We start from the raw sequence: 22867 nt of genomic DNA on the forward strand, positions 1-22867 counted from the left end.
GGTTTAGCTGCCCCTATCAGCGCCATGATAAACGCGTATAATTCACGCTTTGCATTTATTAAGTATTAATAAGGTGTGTCGAGCAATGTTCGAATGGATTATGGATCCCAATGCCTGGTTAGCGTTAGGCACGCTAACCATTCTTGAGATCGTACTGGGTATTGATAACATCATTTTTCTGTCGCTGGTGGTGGCCAAGCTCCCCAAAGCGCAACAGAACAAAGCTCGCCGGATCGGGCTGGCCGCCGCCATGCTTATGCGCCTGGCGCTGCTGGCTTCCATCGCCTGGGTGATTCGCCTGACCCACCCGCTGTTTACCGTGATGGAGCACAGCGTATCCGCTCGCGATCTGATCCTGCTGCTGGGCGGGCTGTTCCTGATCTGGAAAGCCAGCAAAGAGATCCACGAAACCATCGAAGGGTCGGAAGAAGAGCACCACACCAAGGTGCACAGCTTCTTCGGCGCGATCGTACAGATCATGCTGTTGGATATTATCTTCAGCCTGGATTCGGTGATTACCGCCGTGGGCCTTTCCGACCATCTGTTCATCATGATGGCGGCAGTGGTGATCGCCGTCGGCGTGATGATGTTCGCTGCCCGACCGATCGGCGAATTCGTCAACCGCCATCCATCGGTGAAAATGCTGGCGCTGGCGTTCCTGATCCTGGTGGGCTTCACGCTGATGCTGGAAAGCTTCCAGGTGCACGTGCCAAAAGGCTACATCTACTTCGCCATGTTCTTCTCGATGTCGGTAGAAGCGCTCAATCTGATGCGCAGCAAAAAAAATCGCGCGCCGGAATAACGCTATCTATATGAAAGCCGCCATTGGCGGCTTTCATCACTTTGTTGACCTCTCATTTCACTTTTTCTTATCAGATAAAGACTTATCTGAGACGCGCTTCGCCGAGAGTTTGCTAATCTTGAAAGAACATTATTTTCTGCATAATCGAGGATCCGCAGGATGAAAAAGTGGGTAATGGCAGTGTCTGCGCTGGTGATGGTGGCTGGCCTGGCGGGGTGTTCCAGCGACTACGTGATGGCGACCAAAGATGGCAACATGATCCTGACGCAAGGCAAACCGGAGATCGATGAAGATACCGGCCTCATCAGCTATAAAGACGAGAAAGGCAACCAGCGCCAGATCAACGGCGATCAAGTTTCTCAGGTTATCGAACGCTAATCACCGCCCGCCGGCTATCGCCCGTTCAAGCGCGGTAGCCCCCATTCGCGTTCGCACGGAATCCGCTTCCCCCATCTTCACCGCTTGGTTATAGTCAGGAAAGGCGACATCGCCGCCCGACGGACTCTGCGCCGTCTTCTGACATTGGGCTCCTGTTTCACCGGGCCGCGCGGCCCGTAAGCGCTAACAAGAAAGGAAGGCCGTTAATGCAATACCACCGTATTCCCCACAGTTCTTTAGAAGTGAGCGTGCTGGGACTGGGCACCATGACCTTTGGCGAACAGAACAGCGAAGCCGACGCCCATGCGCAACTGGACTATGCATTGGCCGCAGGCGTCAACCTGATAGACACCGCCGAACTGTACCCAGTGCCGCCCCGTCCGGAAATCCAGGGCCTGACCGAAAGCTATATCGGCAGCTGGCTCAAGGCGCGCGGCAATCGCGAAAAAATCGTCCTGGCCAGCAAAGTCTCGGGCCCGGTGCGCGGCACCGACAGCAGCATTCGCCCGCAGCAGGCGCTCGATCGCAAAAACATCCGCGCCGCGCTGGACGCCAGCCTCAAGCGGCTGAATACCGATTATCTCGATCTCTACCAATTGCACTGGCCGCAGCGCGCCACCAACTGTTTTGGCAAACTCAACTATCAATACACCGACGACAAAGCCACGGTCACGCTGCTGGAAACGCTGGAGGCGCTGACCGAGCAGGTGCGCGCCGGCAAGATCCGCTATATCGGGGTTTCCAATGAAACGCCCTGGGGCGTGATGCGCTACCTGCAGTTGGCGGAGAAACACGAGCTGCCGCGCATCGTGTCGATTCAAAACCCGTACAGCCTGCTGAACCGCAGCTTTGAGATTGGCCTGGCCGAGATCAGCCAGCACGAAGGGGTGGAACTGCTGGCCTATTCCAGCCTGGCGTTCGGTACCCTGAGCGGTAAATACCTCAATGGCGCAAAACCGGCCGGTGCGCGCAATACGCTGTTCACCCGCTTCAACCGTTATTCAGGACAGCAAACCCAGCTGGCGATCGCCGAGTACGTGGCGCTGGCCAAAAAACACGGGCTGGATCCTTCGCAGATGGCGTTGGCCTTCGTGCGTCAACAGCCGTTCGTCGCCAGCACCCTGCTGGGCGCCACCACGGTGGATCAGTTGAAAATCAACATCGACAGCCTCGATGTGGTATTGGATGAAGACGTGCTGCAGGCGCTCGAAGAAATCCATACCCGGTTTACCATTCCGGCGCCTTAATACAGCAAGGGCGCAGCCTGGCTGCGCCCCGTTTCACCGCCGCTGCGACCACCATAGCGCGCTAATCGCCAGCGCAAACACCACGCCAAACCCTACGCCGACGCCCACCACCGGCACGCCCAGCTTCACCACCAGCGAATACAGCGCCAGCATCAGCAACATGGCGGCGTTTTCACCCAGGTTTTGCACCGCGATCGCATTGCCGGCACCGACCGAATGCTTGCCCCGCTCCTGCAGCAACGCATTGAGCGGCACCACGAAGAAGCCTCCCAGCATGCCGATGATCGCCAACAAGACATAGGCATTGAGCATGGTGGTTTGCAGCGCGAATACCGCGACCGCAACGCCGATCAGGATCCCGGCCGGCATGCAGCGCTTCACCGTCTTCAGCGTGACAAAGCGCGCGGCGGCGCCGGCTCCCACCACGATACCGACGGCTACCATGGCGTTCAGCAGCGTCGGCGTGGCGTTATCGGCGATGCCGAGCGCCACCGGCACCCACAGCACCAGCAGAAAACGCAGCGTCACGCCGGCCCCCCAGAACAGGCTGGTGCCGATCAAGGAAAAACGCGTCTGCCCATCGCGCCATAACGTGACGCAGGCGGTAAAGAAGCTGTTCGTCATGGCCCGCGGGCGCCAGGAAGCTCCCGGGCGCGCCGCCGCCAGGCGCGGAATATACAGGTTGGCGACCACCGCCCCCGCGTAAACCAAGGCGCAGACCGCCAGCGCCGCCACCACATGCCAGTCCGCCAGAATGCCGCCGGCCACCGAACCGGTCAGAATGGCGGCGATGGTCGAGGCCTCCATCAGGCCGTTAGCCTTGACCAGCTTCTCGCCGCTGGTGATCTCGCCCAGAATGCCGTATTTGGCCGGCGAATACGCGGCGGCTCCCACCCCGACCAGGCTGTAGCCGAGGAACGGGTTTCCCCCAAAACAGATCACCAACGCCCCCGCCAATTTTAAGGCGTTGGCGAACATCATCACCCGCCCTTTGGCAAAGCTGTCGGCCACCTGGCCGACAAACGGCGCCAGGATGATGTAGGTAGCGACGAAGGCCATCTGCAGGATTGGCTGGCTCCAGTCCGGATACAGCTGCTGCTTGATCAACGCCAGCGTGGCGAACAGCAACGCATTGTCGCCGAACGCCGAGAGGAACTGCGCGCTGATGACGGCGATCATGCCGCGTGACAGCAAAGGGGACTCGGTCGAAGGATTCATCGGGCACTCTCCGGCTGTTCGGCCATATGACGCAGGGTGACGAAATCGGGTTTGCCGCTGCCGAGCACCGGCAGCGTTTTCAACAGGCGAATATCGCGCGGCACCGCCAGCTCCGGGCTGCCCAGCTCACGCGCCACCCGCAGCAATGCTTCACGAGTGATGGCGGGATCGGTGGTGAACAGCACCAGCGCCTCGCCTTTGCTACTGTCGCCTTTGGCCGTGGCGGCATGCATTTTTTCCGGCGACAGCCGTTGCGCCAGCAATTCGACGCTCTCCAGCGACACCATCTCGCCCGCCAGCTTGGCGAAGCGTTTCACGCGGCCGCGAATGGTGCAATAGCCCTGCTCATCCAGGCTGACGATATCGCCGGTGTCGTACCAGCCCGGCTGCAGCACGCCGTTCGCATCTTCCGCCGCCGGCGGTTCCAGCTCGCCGGGGCGCTCAACCCGCAGATAGCCTTTCATGATGTTCGGCCCCTTCAGCTGCAGGCGCCCGCCGTTATCGATGCCCGGCACCGCAATCAGGCGCGCCTCCATCTGCGGCATGATGCGGCCGACGGTGCCCACCTTGGTCGCCAACGGCACGTTAATGGACACCACCGGCGCACATTCGGTCACGCCATAGCCTTCCAGAATGCGGATGCCGTATTTGTCCTGGTAGATCTGTTTGGTGCTGTCCGCCAGTTTCTCCGCGCCGGCCACCACGTAGCGCAGGCGGGCGAAATCATACGGATGCGCGAAGCGCGCATAGTTGTTGAGGAAGGTCGCCGTGCCGAACAGCACCGTGCAGTTGCGGTCATACACCAGCTCCGGCACCACGCGATAGTGCAGCGGGCTGGGGTAGAGGAAAATGCGGCTGCCGGTGATCAGCGGCGTAAGCAGCCCCACCGTCAGGCCGAACGAGTGGAACAGCGGCAGCGACGACATGAAACGGTCGCGCGGCGTGAAGTCGGCGATGGTGCGAATTTGTTCTACGTTAGCCAGCAGGCTGGCATGCGAATGCACCACGCCCTTGGGGTGGCCTTCGGAACCGGAAGTGAACAGGATCAGCGCCGCGTCCTCCGGGCGTTGCGGCAACGCCGCGCGCTGCGGCTGCAGCAAGTGCCGCAAAATCCACAGCTTGTCCGCCAGCGTAACGGTGTCTTTCAGATCTTCCAGATACACCCAGTTGGCCTGCGTCACCTGCTCCGGCAGGTGGGTCAGCTTGCCCTTCTCCAGAAACTGGCGCGAGGTGACGATGGTCTTGATGCCGGCGGCGAGCATCGCGCTGTTCAGGCCGTTGGCGCCGGCGGTGTAGTTGAGCATCGCCGGAATGCGGTTACGCAGCGAAGCGCCGAAGATCGCCGCCGCGGTGATGGTGGCGTTCGGCAACAGCAGCCCGACGTGTTCCCCTTCGGCGGTAAAGCGCTGCAGAATGCGGCTGACGCCCAGCGATTTCTTGATCAGCGTCTGGTAACTGTCTTCTTTGAAAGCGATGTCTTCGATACAGGGCTTGCGGCGCCCGTAGCGGTGCTGCGCCGCCAGCAAGGCATGGAACAGCGTCTGCGGTTCGCGCGTATCCATTCGCGCCCGCATCATGATCTGCATCAGCCGATCGCCCGCCAGCGCCCGGCGTTCACGCGCGCGCGGCGCTTCCGGCATCGGCAGCGTGGTCGGTGGCAAGATGCGGATGCTGATTTGCGGGAACCAGCGGATCTTGAACACCCCGGCCATGCGGCCGAACGGGCTGAACTCGGGGCCGTCGATCCGCACCGGCACCACGGTGGCGCCCGATTTGGCAGCGATAAACGCCGCGCCGTCGTAGATTTTCATCAGCGCGCCGGTCACGGTGATGCGCCCTTCAGGGAACACCACGATCGGCCGCCCCTGCTCGACCATGCGCACCAGTTGCTTGATGGCCATCGGCTTGGTGGGATCGAGCGAGACGAAATCAATGTAGGGCCGCAGCCAGCGCATAAACCAGCTTTCGCCGATGCTGGCGTAAACCGCAAACACCGGTTTAATCGGCAGGAACAGCGCCAGCAGCACGCCGTCGAGGAAAGAGACGTGGTTCGGCGTAATCAGCAGTTTTTGCCGCTCGAAGTGCTGAACGTCCCCTTCGACCCGTACCCGAAACAGCAGGCGAAACAGCGCGCGCAGCAGTGAAAAGATCATGCCCTTCTCCCTTGGCCATGGAGGCGTAAATCGTTGTAGGAAAAAGAATACTATATGGCAGGCAAAAAAAAACCTACGCATCCGCGTAGGTTGGTGCAATTGAAAATGGCTTCAACATACAGAGTATGCTGATTTCTCACCAATCAATACCTCTGGGATCACCTACTCTAGAGAGATGGCGTGCAGGAAACTACCGGCGAATCGCAAGAGTTCTGCTCCAAATGCAACCAGCTGTAAATTTCCCGCGATCTGCTGTAATAACTCAATGAAACTTAAACCTTCCCGCAGCGGCGAAAAAATAAATACAGCCGCGACGGCGAGCCGGTTATCCCGACGTGAAACCTTCACTCATCGCGCGCTGACCTCCACCAGGCAACTCATGGCGTTCGGCCCCTGCGTCAGCGGCGAGGTGCCGATATCCAGCGTCAGCACGTTCGGGTTGCCCGCCTGCTCGACCGGCCGGCGCTGCGCGTCGTAACCCGGCTCGAACCAGGCGCCGGTCGCCATCAGCACCACGCCGCGCGTCACGCCGTCGGTGAGGGAGGCCCCCGCCAGACAGCTGCCGCGCGCATTGCTGACCAGCACTTCGGCGCCGTCCGCCACGCCGCGCTGCGCCGCGTCCTCCGGATGCATATACAGGGTTTCGCGCCCGGCGGTCTTATTGCCCTGCGCCAGCGGCGCCGGATCCATCTGGCTGTGCAGACGATCGCTCGGTTGAATGGAGATCAGATGCAGCGGCCAGGTTTTGGCCTGCGGCGCCCCCAGCCACTCGACCGGCGGCCGCCACTGCGGATGCGGAGCGAAATCCTCGTAGCGATAACCGGCGAGCCGCTCGCTGAACAGTTCGATCTTGCCGCTGGGCGTCTGAAGCGGGTTAGCCTGCGGATCGGCGCGAAACTCGTCAAAAAACACGAACTCCTTGGCCGGCGCGGGCAGTTCGACATAGCCCCGGCGCCAAAAATCCTCAAACTCGGGCCAGGCGACGCCGGCGCGCCGCTGCGCCGCGCCGCATTGCCGATAGATATCTTCGATCCAGGCCCGCTCGCCGCGGTTTTCGGTAAAGCGCTCGCGATAGCCCAGGCGCTCCGCCAGATCGGCGAAGATATCGAAATCGTTGCGCGCCTGATGCTGCGGCGCAATCGCCTGATGCATCGCCAGCACGTAGCGATCGCGCGAGGAGCCGCCGATGTCGTTGCGCTCCAGCGAACTGGTGACCGGCAACACGATATCCGCCATTTTGGCCGCCGCCGTCCACCAGATATCTTGTACGATCACCGTATCCGGCTTCTGCCAGCCTTCCACCAGCCGGTTCAGCTGCTGATGGTGATGGAACGGGTTGCCGCCGGCCCAGTGCACCAGGTGGATATCCGGGTACTGCCGCGTCTCGCCGCAAAATTGATAGGTTTCGCCGGGGTGCAGCAGCATGTCGCAGATGCGCGCCACCGGGATCGCCAGCCCGGCCGGGTTTTCCCCTACCGGCATGGTCGGCGCGGGGGTGTCCACGCGCGGGTTGCCGACGCCGTTCATCGAGCCGTGGCCGAACGAGAAGCCGCCGCCCGGCAGGCCCACCTGGCCCAACATCGACGACAGCGCGATCATCATCCAATAAGGTTGCTCGCCGCGGTGCGCGCGCTGTACGGAGTAGGAACAGGTGATAAAACTGCGCACGCCGATCAGCTGCCGCGCCAGCAGGGCGATGCGCGCCGCCGGAATGCCGGTAATGGCGCTGGCCCAGGCCGGCGTTTTCGCCACACCGTCGCTCACGCCGTTCAGGTAATCCGCCAACTGTTGATAGCCCACGCAGTGGCTGCGCAGGAAGGCTTCGTCCTGCGCGCCCAGCCGCTGAATTTCGTAAGCCAGCGCCAGCATCAGCGCCACGTCGGTATTCGGCCGGATCGGGATCCACTCCGCGTTGACGAACCCGGGGCAGTCGTCGCGCATCGGGCTGATGTTGACAACCGGCGTGCCCTTGTGCGCCAGCTTTTGCAGCCAGGGTTTGAGCGCATGCTCCGCCGCGCCGCCGGAAGAGACCTGGGCATTTTTCAGCGCCAGCCCGCCAAACGCCACAAACAGCTCGCAATGCTCCACCACGCTTGGCCAACTGGTGACGCGCCCGGTCAACGGCGAGAAAGTGCCGATCACATACGGCAGGAAAAACTGCGCCGCGCCCCAGCTGTAGTTGCCCTGCTGATCGACCCCGCCGCCGCCGCTGAAATAGAACCGTCGCACCAGCGAGCGCGCATGATGCAAGCGCCCGGCCGACGACCAGCCATAAGAGCCGGTAAACAGCCCGGAGGCGCCGTAGCGATCGCGCACCCGGCGATTCTCCTGCGCCACCAAATCGAGCGCCAGTTCCCAGTCCACTTCGACGAAATCTTCCCTGCCGCGCAGCGTGCGGTCGCTGCCCTCGCGCTTTTGCAGCCACGAGCGGCGCACCGCCGGCTTGCGGATACGTTTGTCGGAGTAAACCATCGGTACGATGGAATCGAGCAACGGCGAAGGGTCGGGATCGTCGGCGAAGGGTTCACAGCGGATAAGCCGGCCGTCTTCAACCACGGCGGTATAGGCGCCCCAATGGGCGAGCTGCGGATAGCGTTTAATGGACATGGCGTTCTCGGCGCAAATCGGAATGCACAGACGTTACCTCAGCCCGTCGCCAGTGCCAACGTACAAATTGCGCTATCGTTCGGCGGCCGACGGTTATGCGCGCAGCCGCGAAAAGATTCTGCAACGGCCGCCACAAGTTGCGCACAACACCGCTTGCAGCCCCGGTTTTTTTCCGCAAAACTGGGGGATGTAAGCGATTACCCAGGATGTGTTGACTGATATGGCTACGATAAAGGATGTTGCCAGGCTGGCGGGTGTTTCCGTGGCCACGGTATCCCGCGTGATAAACAATTCCCCCAAGGCCAGCGAAGGGTCGCGCACCGCGGTGCTGGCCGCCATGGAACAGCTGCAGTATCACCCCAATGCCAACGCACGGGCGCTGGCGCAGCAGTCCACCGAAACGCTGGGCCTGATCGTCTCCGACGTTTCCGACCCCTTCTTCGGGGCGATGGTCAAAGCGGTCGAGCAGGTGGCCTACGCCACCCACAATTTTCTGCTGATTGGCAACGGTTACCACGACGCCGAAAAAGAGCGCCAGGCGATTGAACAGCTGGTGCGACATCGCTGCGAGGCGCTGGTGGTGCACGCCAAAAGTCTGAGCGATCGGGAACTTGGCGGCTGGATGCAGCAGATCCCGGGCATGGTGCTGATCAACCGCACGCTGCCGGGTTTTGAAACGCGCTGCGTGGCGCTCGACGATCGCTACGGCGCCTGGCTGGCGACCCGTCATCTGATCCAGCAAGGGCATCAGCGCATCGCCATCATCTGCTCCACCCACCAGATTTCCGACGCCACCGATCGCCTGCAAGGCTATCTCGACGCTCTGCAGGAGCACGGCATTGCGGTGGATGAAAAGCTGATCGCCTACGGCGAACCGGACGAGATCGGCGGCGAACAGGCGATGACCGAATTGCTCGGCCGCGGCCGCTCTTTCTCCGCCGTTACCTGCTACAACGATCCGATGGCCGCCGGCGCGCTTTCGGTGCTGAGCGACAACAGCGTCGACGTACCGGGGCAAATTTCGCTGATCGGTTTCGACGACGTACTGATTTCGCGCTACCTGCGGCCGCGCCTGACCACCGTTCGCTACCCGATCGTGGCGATGGCGACCCAGGCGGCGGAACTGGCCCTGGCCTTGGCCAATCGTCAACCGCTGCCGGAAATCACCAACATGTTCAGCCCGACGCTGGTGCGCCGCCACTCGGTCGCCACCCTCAACAACGCGCACGAACAGCCGTAATTCGCGCCGCCGCATGGGTGAGCCATCACCCATGCGCTCAGATTGCGCAGCCCGCCGCATTTCCCGCTTTTGGATTTTTTCCGCTCCCAGCGTTCGTGCATATTGTTGGCACAATAACCTTTACACTATATAGCATAAACGCTATGTTCGGAGCGCATCATGTGGCAAGTGGTGACCGTCGAACGGTTCGACGACTGGTTTTTAGCGCTGAACAACGCCCAGCAAACAAGCATCCTGGCGGCGATCTTCAAATTGCAGACGTTCGGCCCGCAGTTGACGCGGCCGCATGCCGATACGCTGTATTTTTCCGACGCGGTCCGGCAGTTGAAGGAGCTGCGCGTTCAACATCGCGGGCGCCCTTTCAGGGTGTTTTTCGCCTTTGACCCACAGCGGCAAGCGGTATTGCTGTGCGGTGGCGATAAAACCGGCGACAAACGCTTTTACCAGCGCATGTTGCCCATCGCCGCCATGGAGTTTTCACATTATCTGGCAACCCGGAGGTAGTGCAGATGGCCAAACCTTTATCCCAACTGATCGATAAACTCGATCCCGCCGTCGTTGCCGCCGCCAGGCAAAAAGCGGATCAGGAAATTTTCGAGCTGCGGCTGGCGATGCTGAGGGAAGAGCTGGCGGTCTCTCAGGTTGAATTGGCGAAGCGGCTCGGCATCAGCCAACCCTCCGTCGCCAATTTGGAAAAGCGCGGCAGCGAAATAAAGCTGTCGTCGCTCAAACGCTATATCGAGGCCATGGGCGGCACGCTGTCGCTGGATGTGCAATTGCCCAATGGCCAACACCGCCGCATGACGCTGTGAAGCGAGCGCAAGGCGCCCGCCCGCTTATCAGATAAGCTCCAGCGCGATCAGCTCTTCGATGGTCTGGCGGCGGCGGATCAGCCGCGGTTCGCCGTTTTCGAACAGCACTTCGGGCAACAGCGGGCGGCTGTTGTAGTTGGAGGACATCGATGCGCCGTAGGCGCCGGTGTCGTGGAACACCAGATAATCGCCGATCTGCACCGGCGGCAGTTCGCGGGTTTCCACGCCGCCGCCCGCCTGCTGGGTGAACACGTCGCCGGATTCGCACAGCGGCCCGGCAATTACCGTCTCGCGCAGCGCTTGCCGCGAGGTGTCGCGCCCATCGGCCGGCAACAGCGAAATATGGTGATAGCTGCCGTACATTGCCGGGCGCATCAGATCGTTAAAACCGGCGTCCACCAGCACGAAGTGGCGGCTGCCCATGTCTTTTACCGCCCGCACCTCGGCCACCAAGACGCCCGCTTCCGCCATCAGGAAACGCCCCGGTTCGATCTCCAACTGCACCGGATGCCCCAGATGCGCGGCGATGCGTTCACGCGCCCGGTTCCACAACCCGAAATAGTGTTCGGTATCGATCGCCTCTTCGCCGTACTGGTACGGGATAGACAGGCCACCGCCGGCGGAAATGGCGCTGATATCATGACCGAGATCGATCACCTGCTGCACCATCGCATCGCAGACGCGCTCCAGATGCTGGTAATCGACGCCGGAACCGATGTGCATGTGCACGCCGACAAGCTTCAGGCCGTAGCGGCGAATTTTCTCCACCGCCTGCGGCAGGTCGGCATACCAGATACCGTGCTTGCTATTCTCGCCGCCGGTGTTGGTTTTCTGGCTATGGCCGTGGCCAAACCCCGGGTTAATGCGCAGCCACACCGGGTGCCCTGCGGAAACCTGGCCGAGCTGATCCAGCATGTCGATGGAACCGGCGTTGACCGGGATCTTCAATTCGCTGACGCGCGCCAGCGTGGCGTGATCCAACACGTCCGCGGTAAACACGATTTCGCTCGGTTCGCCGCCCGGCTGAAAACCGGCCTGCAGCGCCCGCTCGATCTCGCCCAGCGACACCGAATCCACCTTCACGCCCTGCTCGCGCATCAAGCGCAAAATATGAATGTTCGAACAGGCCTTCTGTGCGAAACGGATAGTGTCGAAATGGCGCAGCTGAGCGATGCGCTGGCTGATGATGTCCGCATCATAGGCCCAAACCGGGCAGCCGAAACGCTGCGGCAAGGCCAACAGGTTAGCGGCGTTCAACGCAGTGGAGGTGTCGTGCAACGGGCGTGGCATGGCGATATTCCCAATTCGAAAATGACGGCAGATAACGCCATAGTGCCGCACGCTGAATCGGGTGGAAAATATCTATTTAGCCGTAGTCTATTCATTTATGATATGGGTTTCCCCTTAATCGAGCGGCCTCGCCATGCACAGCATCTCTTTGCGGCAGATCGAAATCTTTCGGGCGGTGATGACCACCGGCAACCTGACCGAGGCGGCGGCCCTGCTGCAGACCTCGCAACCGACCGTCAGCCGTGAGCTGGCGCGTTTTGAAAAGCTGATTCGGCTGCAGCTGTTCGATCGGGTGCGCGGGCGCTTGTCCCCTACCGTGCAGGGATTGCGGCTGTTCGAAGAGGTGCAGCGCTCCTATTACGGCCTCGATCGCATCGTCAACGCCGCCGCCGGCATCCGCCAGTTTCAGCAGGCGCAGCTGTCGATCGTGTGCCTGCCGGTATTTTCCCAATCGCTGCTGCCGGCGGTGTGCCGGCCCTTTATCGAACGTTACCCGGAAGTCAGCTTTAGCGTTATCCCGCAAGAGTCGCCGCTGCTGGAAGAGTGGTTGTCGGCCCAGCGCCACGATCTCGGGCTGACGGAAACCACCCTGACGCCGGCGGGCACCGAGCGAGTGACGCTGATGACGTTGAACGAAGTGTGCGTGCTGCCGACGGGCCACCCGCTGCTGCTGAAAGATCGGCTGACGCCGCAGGACTTCGCCGGGCAGAACTTTATCAGCCTGTCGAGCACCGACAGCTATCGCCACCTGCTGGATGCTTTGTTCGGCGAACAGGGCGTCGAGCGCCGCATGGTGATGGAAACGCACAGCGCGGCATCGGTATGCGCCATGGTGAGGGCCGGCGTGGGGGTGTCGATCGTCAACCCGCTGACGGCGCTCGACTATGCCGGCAACGGCGTGCACGTGCGGCCGTTCAGCATCGACGTGCCGTTCACCGTCAGCCTTATTCGGCCGCTACACCGCCCCTCGTCGGCGCTGGTGACGGCCTTTATCGACCACCTTCATCAGCAGGCCGCCACCTTTGTCGCCCGGCTGGCCGCCGCCGTCAGGCGCTGAAAGCGGCGTGGGAATATTGCCGAAGCATCAGCGCAGCGTCGCCTGCCACTGCGGATCGGTGGCGAACCACTCCACCAAAAAGTCCAGCATGGTGCGCAAGGTGGCGGGCATCTGGCGGCGTGAGGTATAGATGCCGTAGATGCCCATCGACTGCGGCCGGTAATCCGGCAACAGTTCGACCAGTTCGCCGCTGGCCAGCAGCGGCGCCGCCGAATAATAGGGCTGCATGGAAATGCCCGCCCCCTGCACCGTGCCGGCCATCAGCACCACCGACTCGTTGGCACTCAGGTTGCCGCTGACCGCCACCGCCGATTTCACGCCCTGAGCATCGAAGTGCCACAGGCTTTTGCCGAAATAGGAGTAGGTCAGGCAGTTGTGCAACGCCAGATCCTGCGGTTGACGCGGGGTGCCGTGCGCCGCCAGATATGCCGGCGCGGCGCACACCACCGATGCGCAGGTGGACAGCGGGCGGGCGATCAGGTTGGGATCCAGCTCGTTGGTGATGCGCAGCGCCAGATCGATGCGCTCTTCCACCAGGTTCACCGCCCGGTTGTTCATCTGCAGATCGACCGCCACCTGCGGGTGACGCTTCAGATACTGAGCGACCGCCCCCACCAGCGCCGTTTGCCCGAGCGATTGCGAACAGGTGATGCGCAGCAGGCCGCGCAACTCGTCGCTCTGCCCTTCCTCCACCAGGTCGATCTCCCCCGCCAGCGCCAGCATTTGCCGGCAGCGTTCCAGAGTGCGCTCCCCGGCGTCGGTCAGACTAAGCTTACGGGTAGTGCGGTGCAGTAAACGCGCCCCGGCCCATTGCTCCATCTGCGCCAGGTAGCGCGTCACCATCGCGCGCGACATCTCCAGCGTTTCCGCGGCGGCGATCATGCTGCCGCGATCGACGATGGTGACAAAAACCTCAGCGGCGGTAATGCGATCCATAATTAGTCCGATTTATGCAACGAATAATTGCTTATTATCCGGTTTTTCTATCGCTTTATGCAACCTAACATCATTACAACATTAACCGATACCTAAGGACCTCTGCCCATGTTTAAGAAATCACTGTTAACTCTGGCCTTCACCGGCGTCGCCACCCTCAGCACCTACGCCACCGCGGCCGACACCCTGACCATGGAAGTGTATAACCCGGGCGAGAAAAGCGTGTTCCCGGTGTCTTCCGAAATCATCAGCGGCAAACACGAAGTGGCGCTGATCGACGCTCAGTTCCAGCGTAACGACGCCGAAGCGCTGGTTAAAAAGATCAAAGCGACCGGCAAGAAACTGACCACCGTTTACATCAGCCACTCAGACCCGGATTTCTATTTCGGTCTGGACGTGATTAAAGCGGCCTTCCCGGAGGCGAAAATCATCGCTTCGCCAGGCACTATCAAGGACATCAACGCTACCAAAGACGGTAAAGTCGCCTATTGGGGCCCGATCCTGAAAGACAACGCGCCGAAAACCGTGATCGTGCCGCAGCCGCTGCAGGGCGACAGCTTCACCATCGACGGCCAGAAAGTGGAAGTGAAAGGCCTGAATGGCCCGACCCCCGATCGCACCTTCGTGTGGATCCCGGCGCTGAAGGCGGTCGTTGGCGGTGTCGCCGTCGCCGGTGACAACATCCACCCGTGGATCGCCGACAACCAGAGCGTGGAATCGCGCCAGCACTGGCAGCAGACGCTGAAAAACATCGAAGCGCTGAAGCCGCAGGTCGTGGTGCCGGGCCACTTCCTGCCGGGCGCAGCGCAAACGCTGGCATCGGTGCACTTTACCCAGAAATACCTGACCACGCTGGAAGCCGAGCTGCCGAAGGCCAAGGATTCCGCCGCGCTGATTGAGGCGATGAAAAAGCACTACCCGACGCTGAAAGACGAGTCGAGCCTGGAACTGAGCGCGAAAGTGCTGAAAGGCGAGATGAAGTGGCCGCAATAAGCGCCCGTGCGTGATTGAACCAGCCCTGGCGCCGCGGTGAGCTGCCGCGCGCCAGGCGAGGAGTAAAGATGACCGAAACCACTCTGCATTACATTTTCGATCCGCTGTGCGGCTGGTGCTACGGCGCCGCGCCGCTGGTGAAAGCGGCTCAGAGCCTCCCTGGGCTGAAGGTTGTGCCGCACGCCGGCGGCATGATGACCGGCAACAACCGCCGTCAGATTACCGACGAATGGCGCAACTACGTCATTCCGCACGACAAACGCATCGCCGAGATGACGGGCCAGCCTTTTGGCGAAGCCTATTTCAACGGCCTGCTGCGCGACACCACGGCAGTGATGGATTCCGAGCCGCCGATCACCGCTATCCTGGCGGCGGAAAAGCTGGCGGGCCGCGGGCTGGACATGCTGCACCGCATTCAGCAGGCGCACTATCAAGAAGGCCGGCGCATCGCCGATACGCCGGTGCTGGAAGCGTTGGCGAAAGAGCTGGGGTTGCCTTCGGCGGCGTTTATCGCCGAAATGCGTTTCAACACCGGCGCACCAACCGCGCAGCACATCGCGGAAAGCCGGGCGCTGCTGGCCAAAGTGCAAGGCCAGGGCTTCCCGACCTTTGCGCTGCAGGACAGCGAAGGCCGTCTGCATCTGCTGCCGGCCGGCAACTATCTGGGTAACGTGGAAGCCTGGAAAAACCTGCTGGGCGCCGCCGCGCTGGCGTAACCTACCTTTCCCGCCCCGGCTGCCGGGGCGGGTCATTCGACCCGCACGAACCGCCCTTCCGCGCGCACGTTGTGACCGAACCCGCAATCCCCCCGCGTGTGCATCTCCAGCGCTTGCTCGCCAAATTCCAGCGTGACGTCGCAGACCTGCGCGCTTTCCGAGTCATGCTGATGGTAGACCGCTTTGCCGTGCTCGATTGGCAGCTCGGCGGTGAAGTCACCCATGTTCGGCCCGTAATACAGCCCCATCTGCGGCATGGCGTAGCCGGAAAAATCGATCAGCCAGCGCTCGCCCTGCGGCTTCACCGCCACTTCGCTCCACACGCCACGCCCGGCGTATTGCCAATACACGCCGCCCGGCCCCTGCGGCTGCGGCCGCTGCGCCAGGCGTTGGCGCAACAGGCTCATGTTGTGCTGCGATTTGTCATCGTGCGGCGCCAGCGCCAGGTAGGCCTGTGCCTTGAGCAATTCCCCGGCGCGCATCAGCGACAGCGCCACGTTGTTGTAGGCCGTGGCGATGGCCTGCTCGCTCAGGCCGCAAAACTCGCTCCAGGCCGCCTGATCGCGAAAGATGTCGGCAGCTTTGGCGTAATCCTGCCGCTGATAGGCCTTTTTTCCCAGTTCGGCGTAGCTCGCCACCTTTTGGCAGTCGGCGGCGATGTCCGGCTCGTCAATGTGCGCCCAGGCCCGGGCGCCGGCGAAGACGCCGCAGGTCAGCAACAGGGGAAACCAAGCCTTCATCGTTTATCCTTTCTGCAAAAATTCGGCGCCAGTATAACCGCCCGGCGGTGGAGTGTATGCCGCAATTGCGCCCGTCGGCGTGCCGCTGTCGATTCAGCCGCCTTATTTCAAACGGTTAGCGGAGTTAAAACTGCTTACAGTCGCGGTTTGTTTGTTACCGTCCCGCAGCCCATGCTGAACGAAATACCGCAATTATCGAGCCGTTATGAACGCAACCCCCTTGCAGAAACACGCCGTGTGGCAGCTGATCAAACCCTTTTGGGTGTCGGAGGAGCGATGGCGCGCCTGGATGATGCTGATCGCCATCGTCGTCCTGTCGCTCGGCCTGGTCTATATCAGCGTGCAGATCAACCAGTGGAATCAGGTGTTCTACGATGCGCTGCAGAACAAGAACTACCCGGTATTCAAGGCGCAGCTGTGGCGTTTTACCTATCTGGCGCTGATCTTCATCGTGCTGGCGGTCTACAAGATCTACCTGACTCAGGGGCTGCAGATGCGCTGGCGGCGCTGGATGACGGAAAAGTTCATGGAAAAATGGCTGGCGCACCAGGCGTATTACCACACCGAGCAGCAGCAGATCGTCGATAACCCCGATCAGCGTATTGCCGAAGATCTCAACGTATTGACCCAATATACCCTGTCGCTGTCGCTCGGGCTGCTCTCCAGCCTGGTGACGCTGTTTTCCTTTATCGACATCCTATGGCACGTCAGCGGGCCAATGACCTTCGCGCTCGGCCAGCATGCCATCACCTTGCCCGGTTATATGGTGTGGTTCGCGCTGCTGTATGCGGTGCTGGGATCGCTGCTGATCTGGTGGGTCGGCAAACCTCTGGTCATGCTGGGCTTCAACCAGGAACGGTATGAGGCAAACTTCCGTTTCGGCCTGATCCGCATCCGCGAAAACAACGACGCCATCGCGCTGTACCACGGCGAACCGCGCGAGGCGCAGCAGCTGGGCGATCGTTTTGACACCATTCGCAGCAACTGGTGGGCGATTATGCGCATCACCCGGCGGCTGAACATCGCCACCAACTTCTACGGCCAGTTCGCCATTGTATTTCCCCTGCTGGTGGCGGCGCCGCGCTACTTCTCCGGCGCCATTCAGATGGGCGGCCTGATGCAGATCGCCTCGGCCTTCGGCCAGGTACAGGGTGCGCTGTCGTGGTTCATCGACGCATTTAACGATTTGGCGACCTGGAAAGCCTGCGTCAACCGTCTGGCCGGCTTCAACGCCGCCGTCGATCAGGTGCATCATCAGCCGCGCGGCATTCAGCTGCGGGAAGAGACCGCCCATCCGTTGACGCTGAGCAACCTCAGCCTGCACTTGCCCGACGGCCAGCCGCTGCTGGCCGGCGCCGAGATGACGCTGCAACGCGGCGATCGCCTGCTGATCGTCGGCCCTTCCGGCTGCGGCAAGTCGACGCTGCTGCGGGCCATCGCCGGTATCTGGCCTTACGGCGCGGGCGCCATCGGGGTAGCGGCCAATGCCAACACGTTGTTCCTGCCGCAGCGCAGCTACATTCCGATCGGCACGCTGCGCGAAGCGTTGAGCTACCCGAGCCTGGCGTCGGAATACAGCGATCCGCAGCTGATGCGGGTGCTGGAAAACTGCCGCCTGAAACACCTGCAGCGCTGGCTGAATACCTCCGCCAACTGGAGCCACCGCCTGTCGCCGGGCGAGCAACAGCGGCTGGCGTTCGCCCGCGCCCTGTTGATTCGCCCGAACATCCTGTTCCTCGACGAAGCCACCAGCGCGCTGGACGACGAAACCGAACAGTTGATGTACTGCCTGCTGGTGGATGAACTGCCGGACGTGACGCTGATCAGCGTGGCGCACCGCAACAGCGTGGCGAAGTACCACCAGACCTGCTGGCGCTTCAGCCGCAGCGAAGATCAAGCGGCGCGCCTGATGCTAAGCCCGCTGCCGGCATAACCCGCAGAGCCGGGCGCGGCGGCGCCCGGCGTTCGTTCAGATGCCGTCGGCCGGCACGTTTTCACATTTCACCCGGCGGCGCTCATGCCACAGGCTGGTCAGGCCGCGTTTGCCGCACGCCAGCGCCATCTCGCGAAACTCATCCAGGCTCAACCCGTCGCGCTCCAGCATCATTTCCGCCGCCAGCTGCATGTTGACGCCGGTCAGCACTTCGCAATCGCCCTGCGCATCCGCCAGTTCGCAGGCGCTGCGAAACGGCGAGCCGCCGAGCATGTCGGTGAGAAACACCACGCCGTCCGGCTGCGCCACCGCCGCCAGCGCCGAGCGCAAGGCGTCGTTGAGCTGCGCGGTGCTCATCTGTTCGGGGAAATCGACCGCCGCGCAGTGCGGCTGCGGCCCCACCACCTGCTCCACCGCCTGCAACAGCCCGGTGGCGAAGCCGCCGTGGCCGGTAATCACAATGCCTGGCATAGCCCACTCCTCACAAAATGCCGATAAATTTGCCCGCCACGCCGATCGCTACGGTGACGCCAATCAGCTTCACCGGCGAGAAACCGCGCTTCATCAGGAAGAAAATGAGCAGCGTGAAGCACAGCGGCAACAAGTTGGGCATCAACTTGTCCAGCACGTCTGTCTGCAGCGCCACCCTGGCTTTGCCGGCATGCATCACCAACGGCGTGGACAGATGCACATACGAGGCCACCAGTGCGCCGATCACCGTCATGCCGACGATCGACGCGGCGTGAGAAATGCGCCGGGTGTGGGTCTTCAACAGCGCCAGCGCGCTGGTACCGGCCTGATAGCCGTAGTGCGCCAGCCCGAAGCGCAGGCCGAAGTGGAACAGGTTGAACAGCAGCAGGAAGACGATCGGCCCGAACAGGCTGCCCTCCAATGCCAGCGAAGCGCCTATCCCGGCGCAGATCGGCAGCAGCGTCAGCCAAAACAGCGCGTCGCCGATGCCGCCGAGCGGCCCCATCAGCGCCACTTTCACCGCGCGAATGGTGGAGATCTTCTCCTTGTTCTGCTCCATCGCCAGCACCAGACCGGACAGGAAGGTGACGTCGAACGGGTGCACGTTGATAAATTCCATGTGCATCTTCATCGAGTTGGCCAGATCCTGCGGGTTGCGGTGGATCTTGCGCAGCCCGGGGATCAGCTGATACAGCCAGCCACCGGCCTGCATGCGTTCATAGTTGAACGACGCCTGCAGCAGCAGCGAACGCCAGGCCATGCGGTTGATGTCGCCGCGCGTCAGCGCTTCGGCGGGTTGGTTATCCAGGTAGTCGTCCTGTTCCACCTGGCTGGTGGCCAGCGCCTGCGCCATGCGTTGCTCAGCCTTTTGCGCCAGCAGATCGTCGGAATCGTTAAATGCCATCTTCGGCGTCCTCCTGCGGAGCGGGCCGGGCCGTCGCCTCTGCCGCGCCGCGTTGCGTGTTGAAGAAATCGATCAGGGCGATCGCCAGGGCGCCCAGCGCCACCGCCAGGATCGGCAGCTTGAGGAACGTGACCGAGATAAAGCCGAGGATAAAATAGGCCACGTAGTTTTTTTTCATCATCACCTTCATCAGCAGCGAGAAGCCGATTGCCGGCATCATGCCGCCCGCCACCGCCAGCCCGTCCAGCAGCCAACCCGGCGCCTTCTGCACCATGGCGCTGGCCGCATCGGCGCCGAAGTAAATCGGCAGGAACGCCACCACGAAATAGAAGATGAACAGGATGCCGATGCCGAGATAGTTCACCCGTTCGACGCCGCGCCAGTTCAGCTCTTTCACCATGCGATCGCAGCGGTGCATCATCGGCGAGAACAGCGTAAACAGCAGCGTGATGCAGCCCTGCACCGCAATCGAGAATGGCACCGCCACGCCGATCGCCACTTTAGGGTCGGCCTTGGTCAGAATGGCAAACGCGGTGCCGATCACCCCGCCGATCACCACGTTCGGCGGTTGGGCGCCCGCCAGCGGCACCATCCCCATCCACACCAGCTCCAGCGTACCGCCCACCAGCAAGCCGGTGTAGACATCGCCCAAAATCAGCCCCACCAGCGGCCCCATCACCACCGGCCGATGGAAGTGGGTCAGGCCGTCGAACAGGTCCACCCCCGCCAGCCCGGCCAACAACGCAATCAATAACGCATCCGTCAACATGCTTTCCCCCTGGCTCAAAAGAGCAATTTGCCGATAGCCTCGCCCGCCTCATCCGGCACCCGGCGCACTTCGCACTCCACGCCCAGCGCCGCTAACGCGCGAAACGCGGCCACGTCGCCGTCGTCCAGCGACACCGTTTTGTGCACCTGCCGCTTCCCCTCGGCGAAGTGCATGTTGCCGACGTTGACGAAACGGATCGGCACCCCGCCGCGCACCAGCGTCAACACGTCCTGCGGCGTTTTGCACACCAGAAAAATCTTCTGCCGATCCGCCGCCTTGTGGATCACGTCGATGGTTTTCTGCAGCGTGAAGTAGCGGGTCTGCACCCCTTCCGCCACCACCATGTCCATCAGGTTCTGCTGCACCGGATCGGCGGCGGCCTCGTCGTTGGCCACCACCACCAGGTTGGCGCCGAGGGTGTTGGTCCAGGTCACGCCCACCTGGCCGTGCACCAGGCGATTGTCGATGCGGGTCATTAAAATGTTCGGCATGTCAGCGGCCCTCCGGGTAGCAGGCGGCGTGGTAATCGTCGAGCACCTGCGTCACTTTATGCAGCACCCACTCTTGCGGATCGGCGCTCAATTCGCCGGCGTTCAGCGCCCGCGCCTGATCCGGCAGGTACTGGCTGAGCAGCGCCAGCGGCGCCGGGCTGCGGCGCAGGTTGTCCAGCAGCCCGTCGACCGCCTGCTGCACCTGCGGCTGCGGCCAGTAGTAACGAACCCGATCGCTCAGGCTGTAGTGGCGATCGAGGTACTGTTGGTGCGGCGTGCCGTGGTAGTAGCGGCTCCACTGCTGCGGCTGCTCGCGCATCACCTGCTCCAGCGTGGCGCACAGCTGCGCCGACTGGCGCTCCCCCAGCCATTCACGCTCGATGCGATCGAGGGCGAACAGCGCTTCGCGCAGCGCGAAGGTCAGCGCCGGCCCCACCTTCAGGATGGCGAAGTGATCGCGCACCAGTTGGCGGTAGGCCTGCGGCGGCTGATAGTCCGTGGAGTGCGCTTCATAGATCATGCCCGGCTGGCGTTCGATGAAATGGCTCAATGCGTCGGCGCGCTGCGGCTGATAGCGTTCGACGCGGTGGTGATCGAACTCGACGCCCGGCTGCACCACCAGCGCGATGGTTCTCTGCCAGGCATCGTTCAGCTCGGCCTGTTGCCAGGCGATACGGTGCGTTTCCAGCGTTTGCGCCACCGCGTGCGGCGTGGTGACCTGCAGACTCGCCAGCGCCTCCTGCGCGCCGCCCGGCACCGGCACTTCGGTGCCAATCACATAGACCGGCGCTTCGCCGCCGCTCTGCATCCAGGCCCGCTCCGCCACCGCGCACAAGCGCGCCGCACGCTCGGCGACCGTGGCATCCCCCAGGGGCGAGGGATCGCCGGCGCACGACATGGAACAATCGAGGTGAATCTTGCGAAATCCGGCGCGAACGTAATCGTCGATCAAGGTTTCCGCCAGCGCCATCGCCTCCTGAGCCGGGCGATCTTGCCAGGCGTTGGGCCCCAGGTGATCGCCGCCCAGCCACACGCGATCGCGCGCCAGGCCAACCTCATCCGCCAGATGCCACAGCGCATCGCGGAACTGGGCCGCCGTTTGGCCGGTATAGCCGCCGAACTGATTGACCTGGTTGGACGTCGCCTCCACCAATACCGGCGTGCCGCGCGCTTTGGCCTGCCGCAGCGCGGCCTTCAGAACCCAGGGATGGGCGGAACAGACGGAAAAGATCCCGACCGGCATACCGGCCTTGTGCTGCTCGACAAGCTGTAACAACTGCTGCATGAAGCCCCCATGCAGGCGCCCTGCTACCGATCGGCGATGATGACCTCTACGCCCAGCTCGGTTAACGCCCGCTCGTAATCGTCCGGAAGACGGCTGTCGGTGATCAGCCGATGGATTTGTCCGGCTTCGCGAATCATGCAAAAGCTCTTGCGACCGAATTTGCTGGCATCCGCCACCGCGATAATCTCGCGCGCCACCTCGCACATCACGCGATTGAGGTGCGCCTCACCGGGGTGAGGCGTGGTAATGCCGGCGCTCAGATCGAACCCGTCGACGCCCAAAAACAGCTTGTCGAAGCGGTACTGACGCAATTGCTGCTCGGCGGCCGGACCGTAGAGCGAGTAAGAGTTGCGGCGCACGCTGCCCCCCAGCACCATGACCTCCACCCCGTCGTTTCCCGAAAGCTCGTAGGCAATGTTCAGCGCATTGGTCATCACCACCAGATCGCGCCGCCCCTTCAGGAACGGCACGATCTGCGTGGTGGTGGAGCCGGAATCGAGGATCAGCGCATCGCCGTCGCGCACATAGCCGGCCGCCGCGTTGGCGATCAGCGTTTTGACGTCGCGATTCAACCGCCCCTTGTCCCGCAGCGGCCGATCGAAAGCGAATTGCTGATTGAGCATCGCGCCGCCGTAAGCGCGCAGCGCACACCCTTTTCGTTCCAGAAAGCGCAGATCGTTGCGGATCGTCACCGTGGATACCGCAAACTGTTTGCTGAGCTGCTCCACGCGCACGCTGCCGTGCTCGCATAACAGATCGATAATGTGTTCACGTCGCTTTGCGGTATTCACTGGCATGAGCTGCGGTCCTCAGGTTTCCGGCATC

22 protein-coding genes are annotated in these 22867 nt (G+C 62.2%); 10 read left to right on the plus strand and 12 right to left on the minus strand.

Going from position 1 to position 22867, the window contains the following annotated elements:
• Positions 1-85: 85 nt before the first annotated feature.
• The 3 genes from SSARUM_RS19065 (at position 86) to SSARUM_RS19075 (ending at position 2427) form a co-directional block, all read left to right on the plus strand.
• Positions 86-802: a TerC family protein gene (locus SSARUM_RS19065; RefSeq protein WP_033635765.1), complete on the plus strand. Its 717-nt coding sequence runs from the start codon at positions 86-88 to the stop codon at positions 800-802.
• Positions 803-961: 159 nt separating this feature from the next.
• Positions 962-1180 carry a YgdI/YgdR family lipoprotein gene (locus SSARUM_RS19070; RefSeq protein WP_033635766.1) on the plus strand — a complete coding sequence of 73 codons (219 nt, stop codon included), beginning with the start codon at positions 962-964 and terminating at the stop codon, positions 1178-1180.
• A gap of 206 nt (positions 1181-1386) precedes the next feature.
• Complete coding sequence (locus SSARUM_RS19075; RefSeq protein ID WP_060431031.1) at positions 1387-2427, plus strand: NADP(H)-dependent aldo-keto reductase; 1041 nt, start codon at positions 1387-1389, stop codon at positions 2425-2427.
• Between the two features lie 33 nt (positions 2428-2460).
• Here SSARUM_RS19075 and lplT read toward each other — a convergent pair whose 3' ends face one another.
• The 3 genes from lplT to SSARUM_RS19090 all read right to left on the minus strand — a co-directional run bounded on the left by lplT (position 2461) and on the right by SSARUM_RS19090 (position 8405).
• The gene (lplT, locus tag SSARUM_RS19080) at positions 2461-3645 is read right to left on the minus strand and encodes a lysophospholipid transporter LplT (protein WP_033635770.1); all 1185 of its coding nucleotides are present in this window, start codon (positions 3643-3645) and stop codon (positions 2461-2463) included.
• A complete protein-coding gene (gene aas / locus SSARUM_RS19085) occupies positions 3642-5798 on the minus strand; it encodes a bifunctional acyl-ACP--phospholipid O-acyltransferase/long-chain-fatty-acid--ACP ligase (protein ID WP_033635771.1) in 2157 nt (718 codons plus the stop codon). The genes lplT and aas overlap by 4 nt, the downstream gene beginning before the upstream one ends.
• Before the next feature lie 348 nt (positions 5799-6146).
• Positions 6147-8405: a molybdopterin guanine dinucleotide-containing S/N-oxide reductase gene (locus SSARUM_RS19090; protein ID WP_048321906.1), complete on the minus strand. Its 2259-nt coding sequence runs from the start codon at positions 8403-8405 to the stop codon at positions 6147-6149.
• Between the two features lie 220 nt (positions 8406-8625).
• Between SSARUM_RS19090 and galR the strand changes: the two genes are divergently transcribed.
• The 3 genes from galR (at position 8626) to SSARUM_RS19105 (ending at position 10457) form a co-directional block, all read left to right on the plus strand.
• Positions 8626-9645, plus strand: a complete 1020-nt coding sequence (gene galR / locus SSARUM_RS19095) for an HTH-type transcriptional regulator GalR (protein WP_033649496.1) — start codon at positions 8626-8628, stop codon at positions 9643-9645.
• Positions 9646-9804: 159 nt separating this feature from the next.
• Positions 9805-10149, plus strand: coding sequence for a type II toxin-antitoxin system RelE/ParE family toxin (locus SSARUM_RS19100; RefSeq protein ID WP_033635775.1), 345 nt, complete (start codon positions 9805-9807; stop codon positions 10147-10149).
• A gap of 5 nt (positions 10150-10154) precedes the next feature.
• Positions 10155-10457 (plus strand): helix-turn-helix domain-containing protein, encoded by a 303-nt coding sequence (locus tag SSARUM_RS19105; RefSeq protein ID WP_004931828.1) that lies wholly within the window; start codon positions 10155-10157, stop codon positions 10455-10457.
• Between the two features lie 27 nt (positions 10458-10484).
• Here the strand turns inward: SSARUM_RS19105 and lysA are convergent, their stop codons facing one another.
• Positions 10485-11747, minus strand: a complete 1263-nt coding sequence (gene lysA / locus SSARUM_RS19110) for a diaminopimelate decarboxylase (RefSeq protein WP_033649495.1) — start codon at positions 11745-11747, stop codon at positions 10485-10487.
• A 133-nt stretch (positions 11748-11880) separates the two neighbouring features.
• On the opposite strand from lysA, the gene SSARUM_RS19115 reads away from it, so the two are divergent.
• Complete coding sequence (locus tag SSARUM_RS19115; protein ID WP_033649494.1) at positions 11881-12804, plus strand: LysR family transcriptional regulator; 924 nt, start codon at positions 11881-11883, stop codon at positions 12802-12804.
• 27 nt (positions 12805-12831) lie between these two features.
• Here the strand turns inward: SSARUM_RS19115 and SSARUM_RS19120 are convergent, their stop codons facing one another.
• Complete coding sequence (locus SSARUM_RS19120) at positions 12832-13740, minus strand: LysR family transcriptional regulator (protein WP_015378928.1); 909 nt, start codon at positions 13738-13740, stop codon at positions 12832-12834.
• A 108-nt stretch (positions 13741-13848) separates the two neighbouring features.
• On the opposite strand from SSARUM_RS19120, the gene SSARUM_RS19125 reads away from it, so the two are divergent.
• Positions 13849-14733 carry an MBL fold metallo-hydrolase gene (locus SSARUM_RS19125; RefSeq protein ID WP_033635778.1) on the plus strand — a complete coding sequence of 295 codons (885 nt, stop codon included), beginning with the start codon at positions 13849-13851 and terminating at the stop codon, positions 14731-14733.
• Between the two features lie 68 nt (positions 14734-14801).
• Positions 14802-15449: a DsbA family protein gene (locus SSARUM_RS19130; RefSeq protein WP_033649493.1), complete on the plus strand. Its 648-nt coding sequence runs from the start codon at positions 14802-14804 to the stop codon at positions 15447-15449.
• A gap of 32 nt (positions 15450-15481) precedes the next feature.
• Here the strand turns inward: SSARUM_RS19130 and SSARUM_RS19135 are convergent, their stop codons facing one another.
• Positions 15482-16189: a hypothetical protein gene (locus SSARUM_RS19135; RefSeq protein WP_033635780.1), complete on the minus strand. Its 708-nt coding sequence runs from the start codon at positions 16187-16189 to the stop codon at positions 15482-15484.
• Positions 16190-16394: 205 nt separating this feature from the next.
• Between SSARUM_RS19135 and SSARUM_RS19140 the strand changes: the two genes are divergently transcribed.
• Positions 16395-18122 carry an ABC transporter ATP-binding protein/permease gene (locus SSARUM_RS19140; protein ID WP_043147971.1) on the plus strand — a complete coding sequence of 576 codons (1728 nt, stop codon included), beginning with the start codon at positions 16395-16397 and terminating at the stop codon, positions 18120-18122.
• A gap of 36 nt (positions 18123-18158) precedes the next feature.
• Here the strand turns inward: SSARUM_RS19140 and agaF are convergent, their stop codons facing one another.
• The 6 genes from agaF to agaR are packed head-to-tail and all read right to left on the minus strand — an operon-like array spanning position 18159 to position 22839.
• Entirely contained in the window at positions 18159-18593 is a 435-nt protein-coding gene (gene agaF / locus SSARUM_RS19145; protein WP_039567342.1) for a PTS galactosamine/N-acetylgalactosamine transporter subunit IIA, read from the minus strand.
• Between the two features lie 10 nt (positions 18594-18603).
• Entirely contained in the window at positions 18604-19497 is an 894-nt protein-coding gene (locus tag SSARUM_RS19150; protein WP_039567339.1) for a PTS system mannose/fructose/sorbose family transporter subunit IID, read from the minus strand.
• The gene (gene agaW, locus SSARUM_RS19155) at positions 19487-20266 is read right to left on the minus strand and encodes a PTS N-acetylgalactosamine transporter subunit IIC (protein WP_039567924.1); all 780 of its coding nucleotides are present in this window, start codon (positions 20264-20266) and stop codon (positions 19487-19489) included. Before agaW ends, SSARUM_RS19150 begins: the two co-directional genes overlap by 11 nt.
• A gap of 14 nt (positions 20267-20280) precedes the next feature.
• Positions 20281-20757 (minus strand): PTS N-acetylgalactosamine transporter subunit IIB, encoded by a 477-nt coding sequence (gene agaV, locus SSARUM_RS19160; RefSeq protein WP_019455696.1) that lies wholly within the window; start codon positions 20755-20757, stop codon positions 20281-20283.
• Position 20758: 1 nt separating this feature from the next.
• A complete protein-coding gene (locus SSARUM_RS19165) occupies positions 20759-22042 on the minus strand; it encodes a D-tagatose-bisphosphate aldolase, class II, non-catalytic subunit (protein ID WP_039567337.1) in 1284 nt (427 codons plus the stop codon).
• Between the two features lie 23 nt (positions 22043-22065).
• Positions 22066-22839, minus strand: a complete 774-nt coding sequence (gene agaR, locus SSARUM_RS19170) for a transcriptional repressor AgaR (RefSeq protein ID WP_033649488.1) — start codon at positions 22837-22839, stop codon at positions 22066-22068.
• Between the last annotated feature and the right edge of the window lie 28 nt (positions 22840-22867).

It is taken from the genome of Serratia sarumanii (genome assembly GCF_029962605.1).
Lineage (GTDB): Bacteria > Pseudomonadota > Gammaproteobacteria > Enterobacterales > Enterobacteriaceae > Serratia > Serratia sarumanii.

Bases quoted from the DNA above. Each gene is read 5' to 3' on its own strand.
- SSARUM_RS19065 (WP_033635765.1), top strand. From the start codon at position 86: ATGTTCGAATGGATTATGGATCCCAATGCCTGGTTAGCGTTAGGCACG.
- SSARUM_RS19070 (WP_033635766.1), top strand. From the start codon at position 962: ATGAAAAAGTGGGTAATGGCAGTGTCTGCGCTGGTGATGGTGGCTGGC.
- SSARUM_RS19075 (WP_060431031.1), top strand. From the start codon at position 1,387: ATGCAATACCACCGTATTCCCCACAGTTCTTTAGAAGTGAGCGTGCTG.
- lplT (WP_033635770.1), bottom strand. From the start codon at position 3,645: ATGAATCCTTCGACCGAGTCCCCTTTGCTGTCACGCGGCATGATCGCC.
- aas (WP_033635771.1), bottom strand. From the start codon at position 5,798: ATGATCTTTTCACTGCTGCGCGCGCTGTTTCGCCTGCTGTTTCGGGTA.
- SSARUM_RS19090 (WP_048321906.1), bottom strand. From the start codon at position 8,405: ATGTCCATTAAACGCTATCCGCAGCTCGCCCATTGGGGCGCCTATACC.
- galR (WP_033649496.1), top strand. From the start codon at position 8,626: ATGGCTACGATAAAGGATGTTGCCAGGCTGGCGGGTGTTTCCGTGGCC.
- SSARUM_RS19100 (WP_033635775.1), top strand. From the start codon at position 9,805: ATGTGGCAAGTGGTGACCGTCGAACGGTTCGACGACTGGTTTTTAGCG.
- SSARUM_RS19105 (WP_004931828.1), top strand. From the start codon at position 10,155: ATGGCCAAACCTTTATCCCAACTGATCGATAAACTCGATCCCGCCGTC.
- lysA (WP_033649495.1), bottom strand. From the start codon at position 11,747: ATGCCACGCCCGTTGCACGACACCTCCACTGCGTTGAACGCCGCTAAC.
- SSARUM_RS19115 (WP_033649494.1), top strand. From the start codon at position 11,881: ATGCACAGCATCTCTTTGCGGCAGATCGAAATCTTTCGGGCGGTGATG.
- SSARUM_RS19120 (WP_015378928.1), bottom strand. From the start codon at position 13,740: ATGGATCGCATTACCGCCGCTGAGGTTTTTGTCACCATCGTCGATCGC.
- SSARUM_RS19125 (WP_033635778.1), top strand. From the start codon at position 13,849: ATGTTTAAGAAATCACTGTTAACTCTGGCCTTCACCGGCGTCGCCACC.
- SSARUM_RS19130 (WP_033649493.1), top strand. From the start codon at position 14,802: ATGACCGAAACCACTCTGCATTACATTTTCGATCCGCTGTGCGGCTGG.
- SSARUM_RS19135 (WP_033635780.1), bottom strand. From the start codon at position 16,189: ATGAAGGCTTGGTTTCCCCTGTTGCTGACCTGCGGCGTCTTCGCCGGC.
- SSARUM_RS19140 (WP_043147971.1), top strand. From the start codon at position 16,395: ATGAACGCAACCCCCTTGCAGAAACACGCCGTGTGGCAGCTGATCAAA.
- agaF (WP_039567342.1), bottom strand. From the start codon at position 18,593: ATGCCAGGCATTGTGATTACCGGCCACGGCGGCTTCGCCACCGGGCTG.
- SSARUM_RS19150 (WP_039567339.1), bottom strand. From the start codon at position 19,497: ATGGCATTTAACGATTCCGACGATCTGCTGGCGCAAAAGGCTGAGCAA.
- agaW (WP_039567924.1), bottom strand. From the start codon at position 20,266: ATGTTGACGGATGCGTTATTGATTGCGTTGTTGGCCGGGCTGGCGGGG.
- agaV (WP_019455696.1), bottom strand. From the start codon at position 20,757: ATGCCGAACATTTTAATGACCCGCATCGACAATCGCCTGGTGCACGGC.
- SSARUM_RS19165 (WP_039567337.1), bottom strand. From the start codon at position 22,042: ATGCAGCAGTTGTTACAGCTTGTCGAGCAGCACAAGGCCGGTATGCCG.
- agaR (WP_033649488.1), bottom strand. From the start codon at position 22,839: ATGCCAGTGAATACCGCAAAGCGACGTGAACACATTATCGATCTGTTA.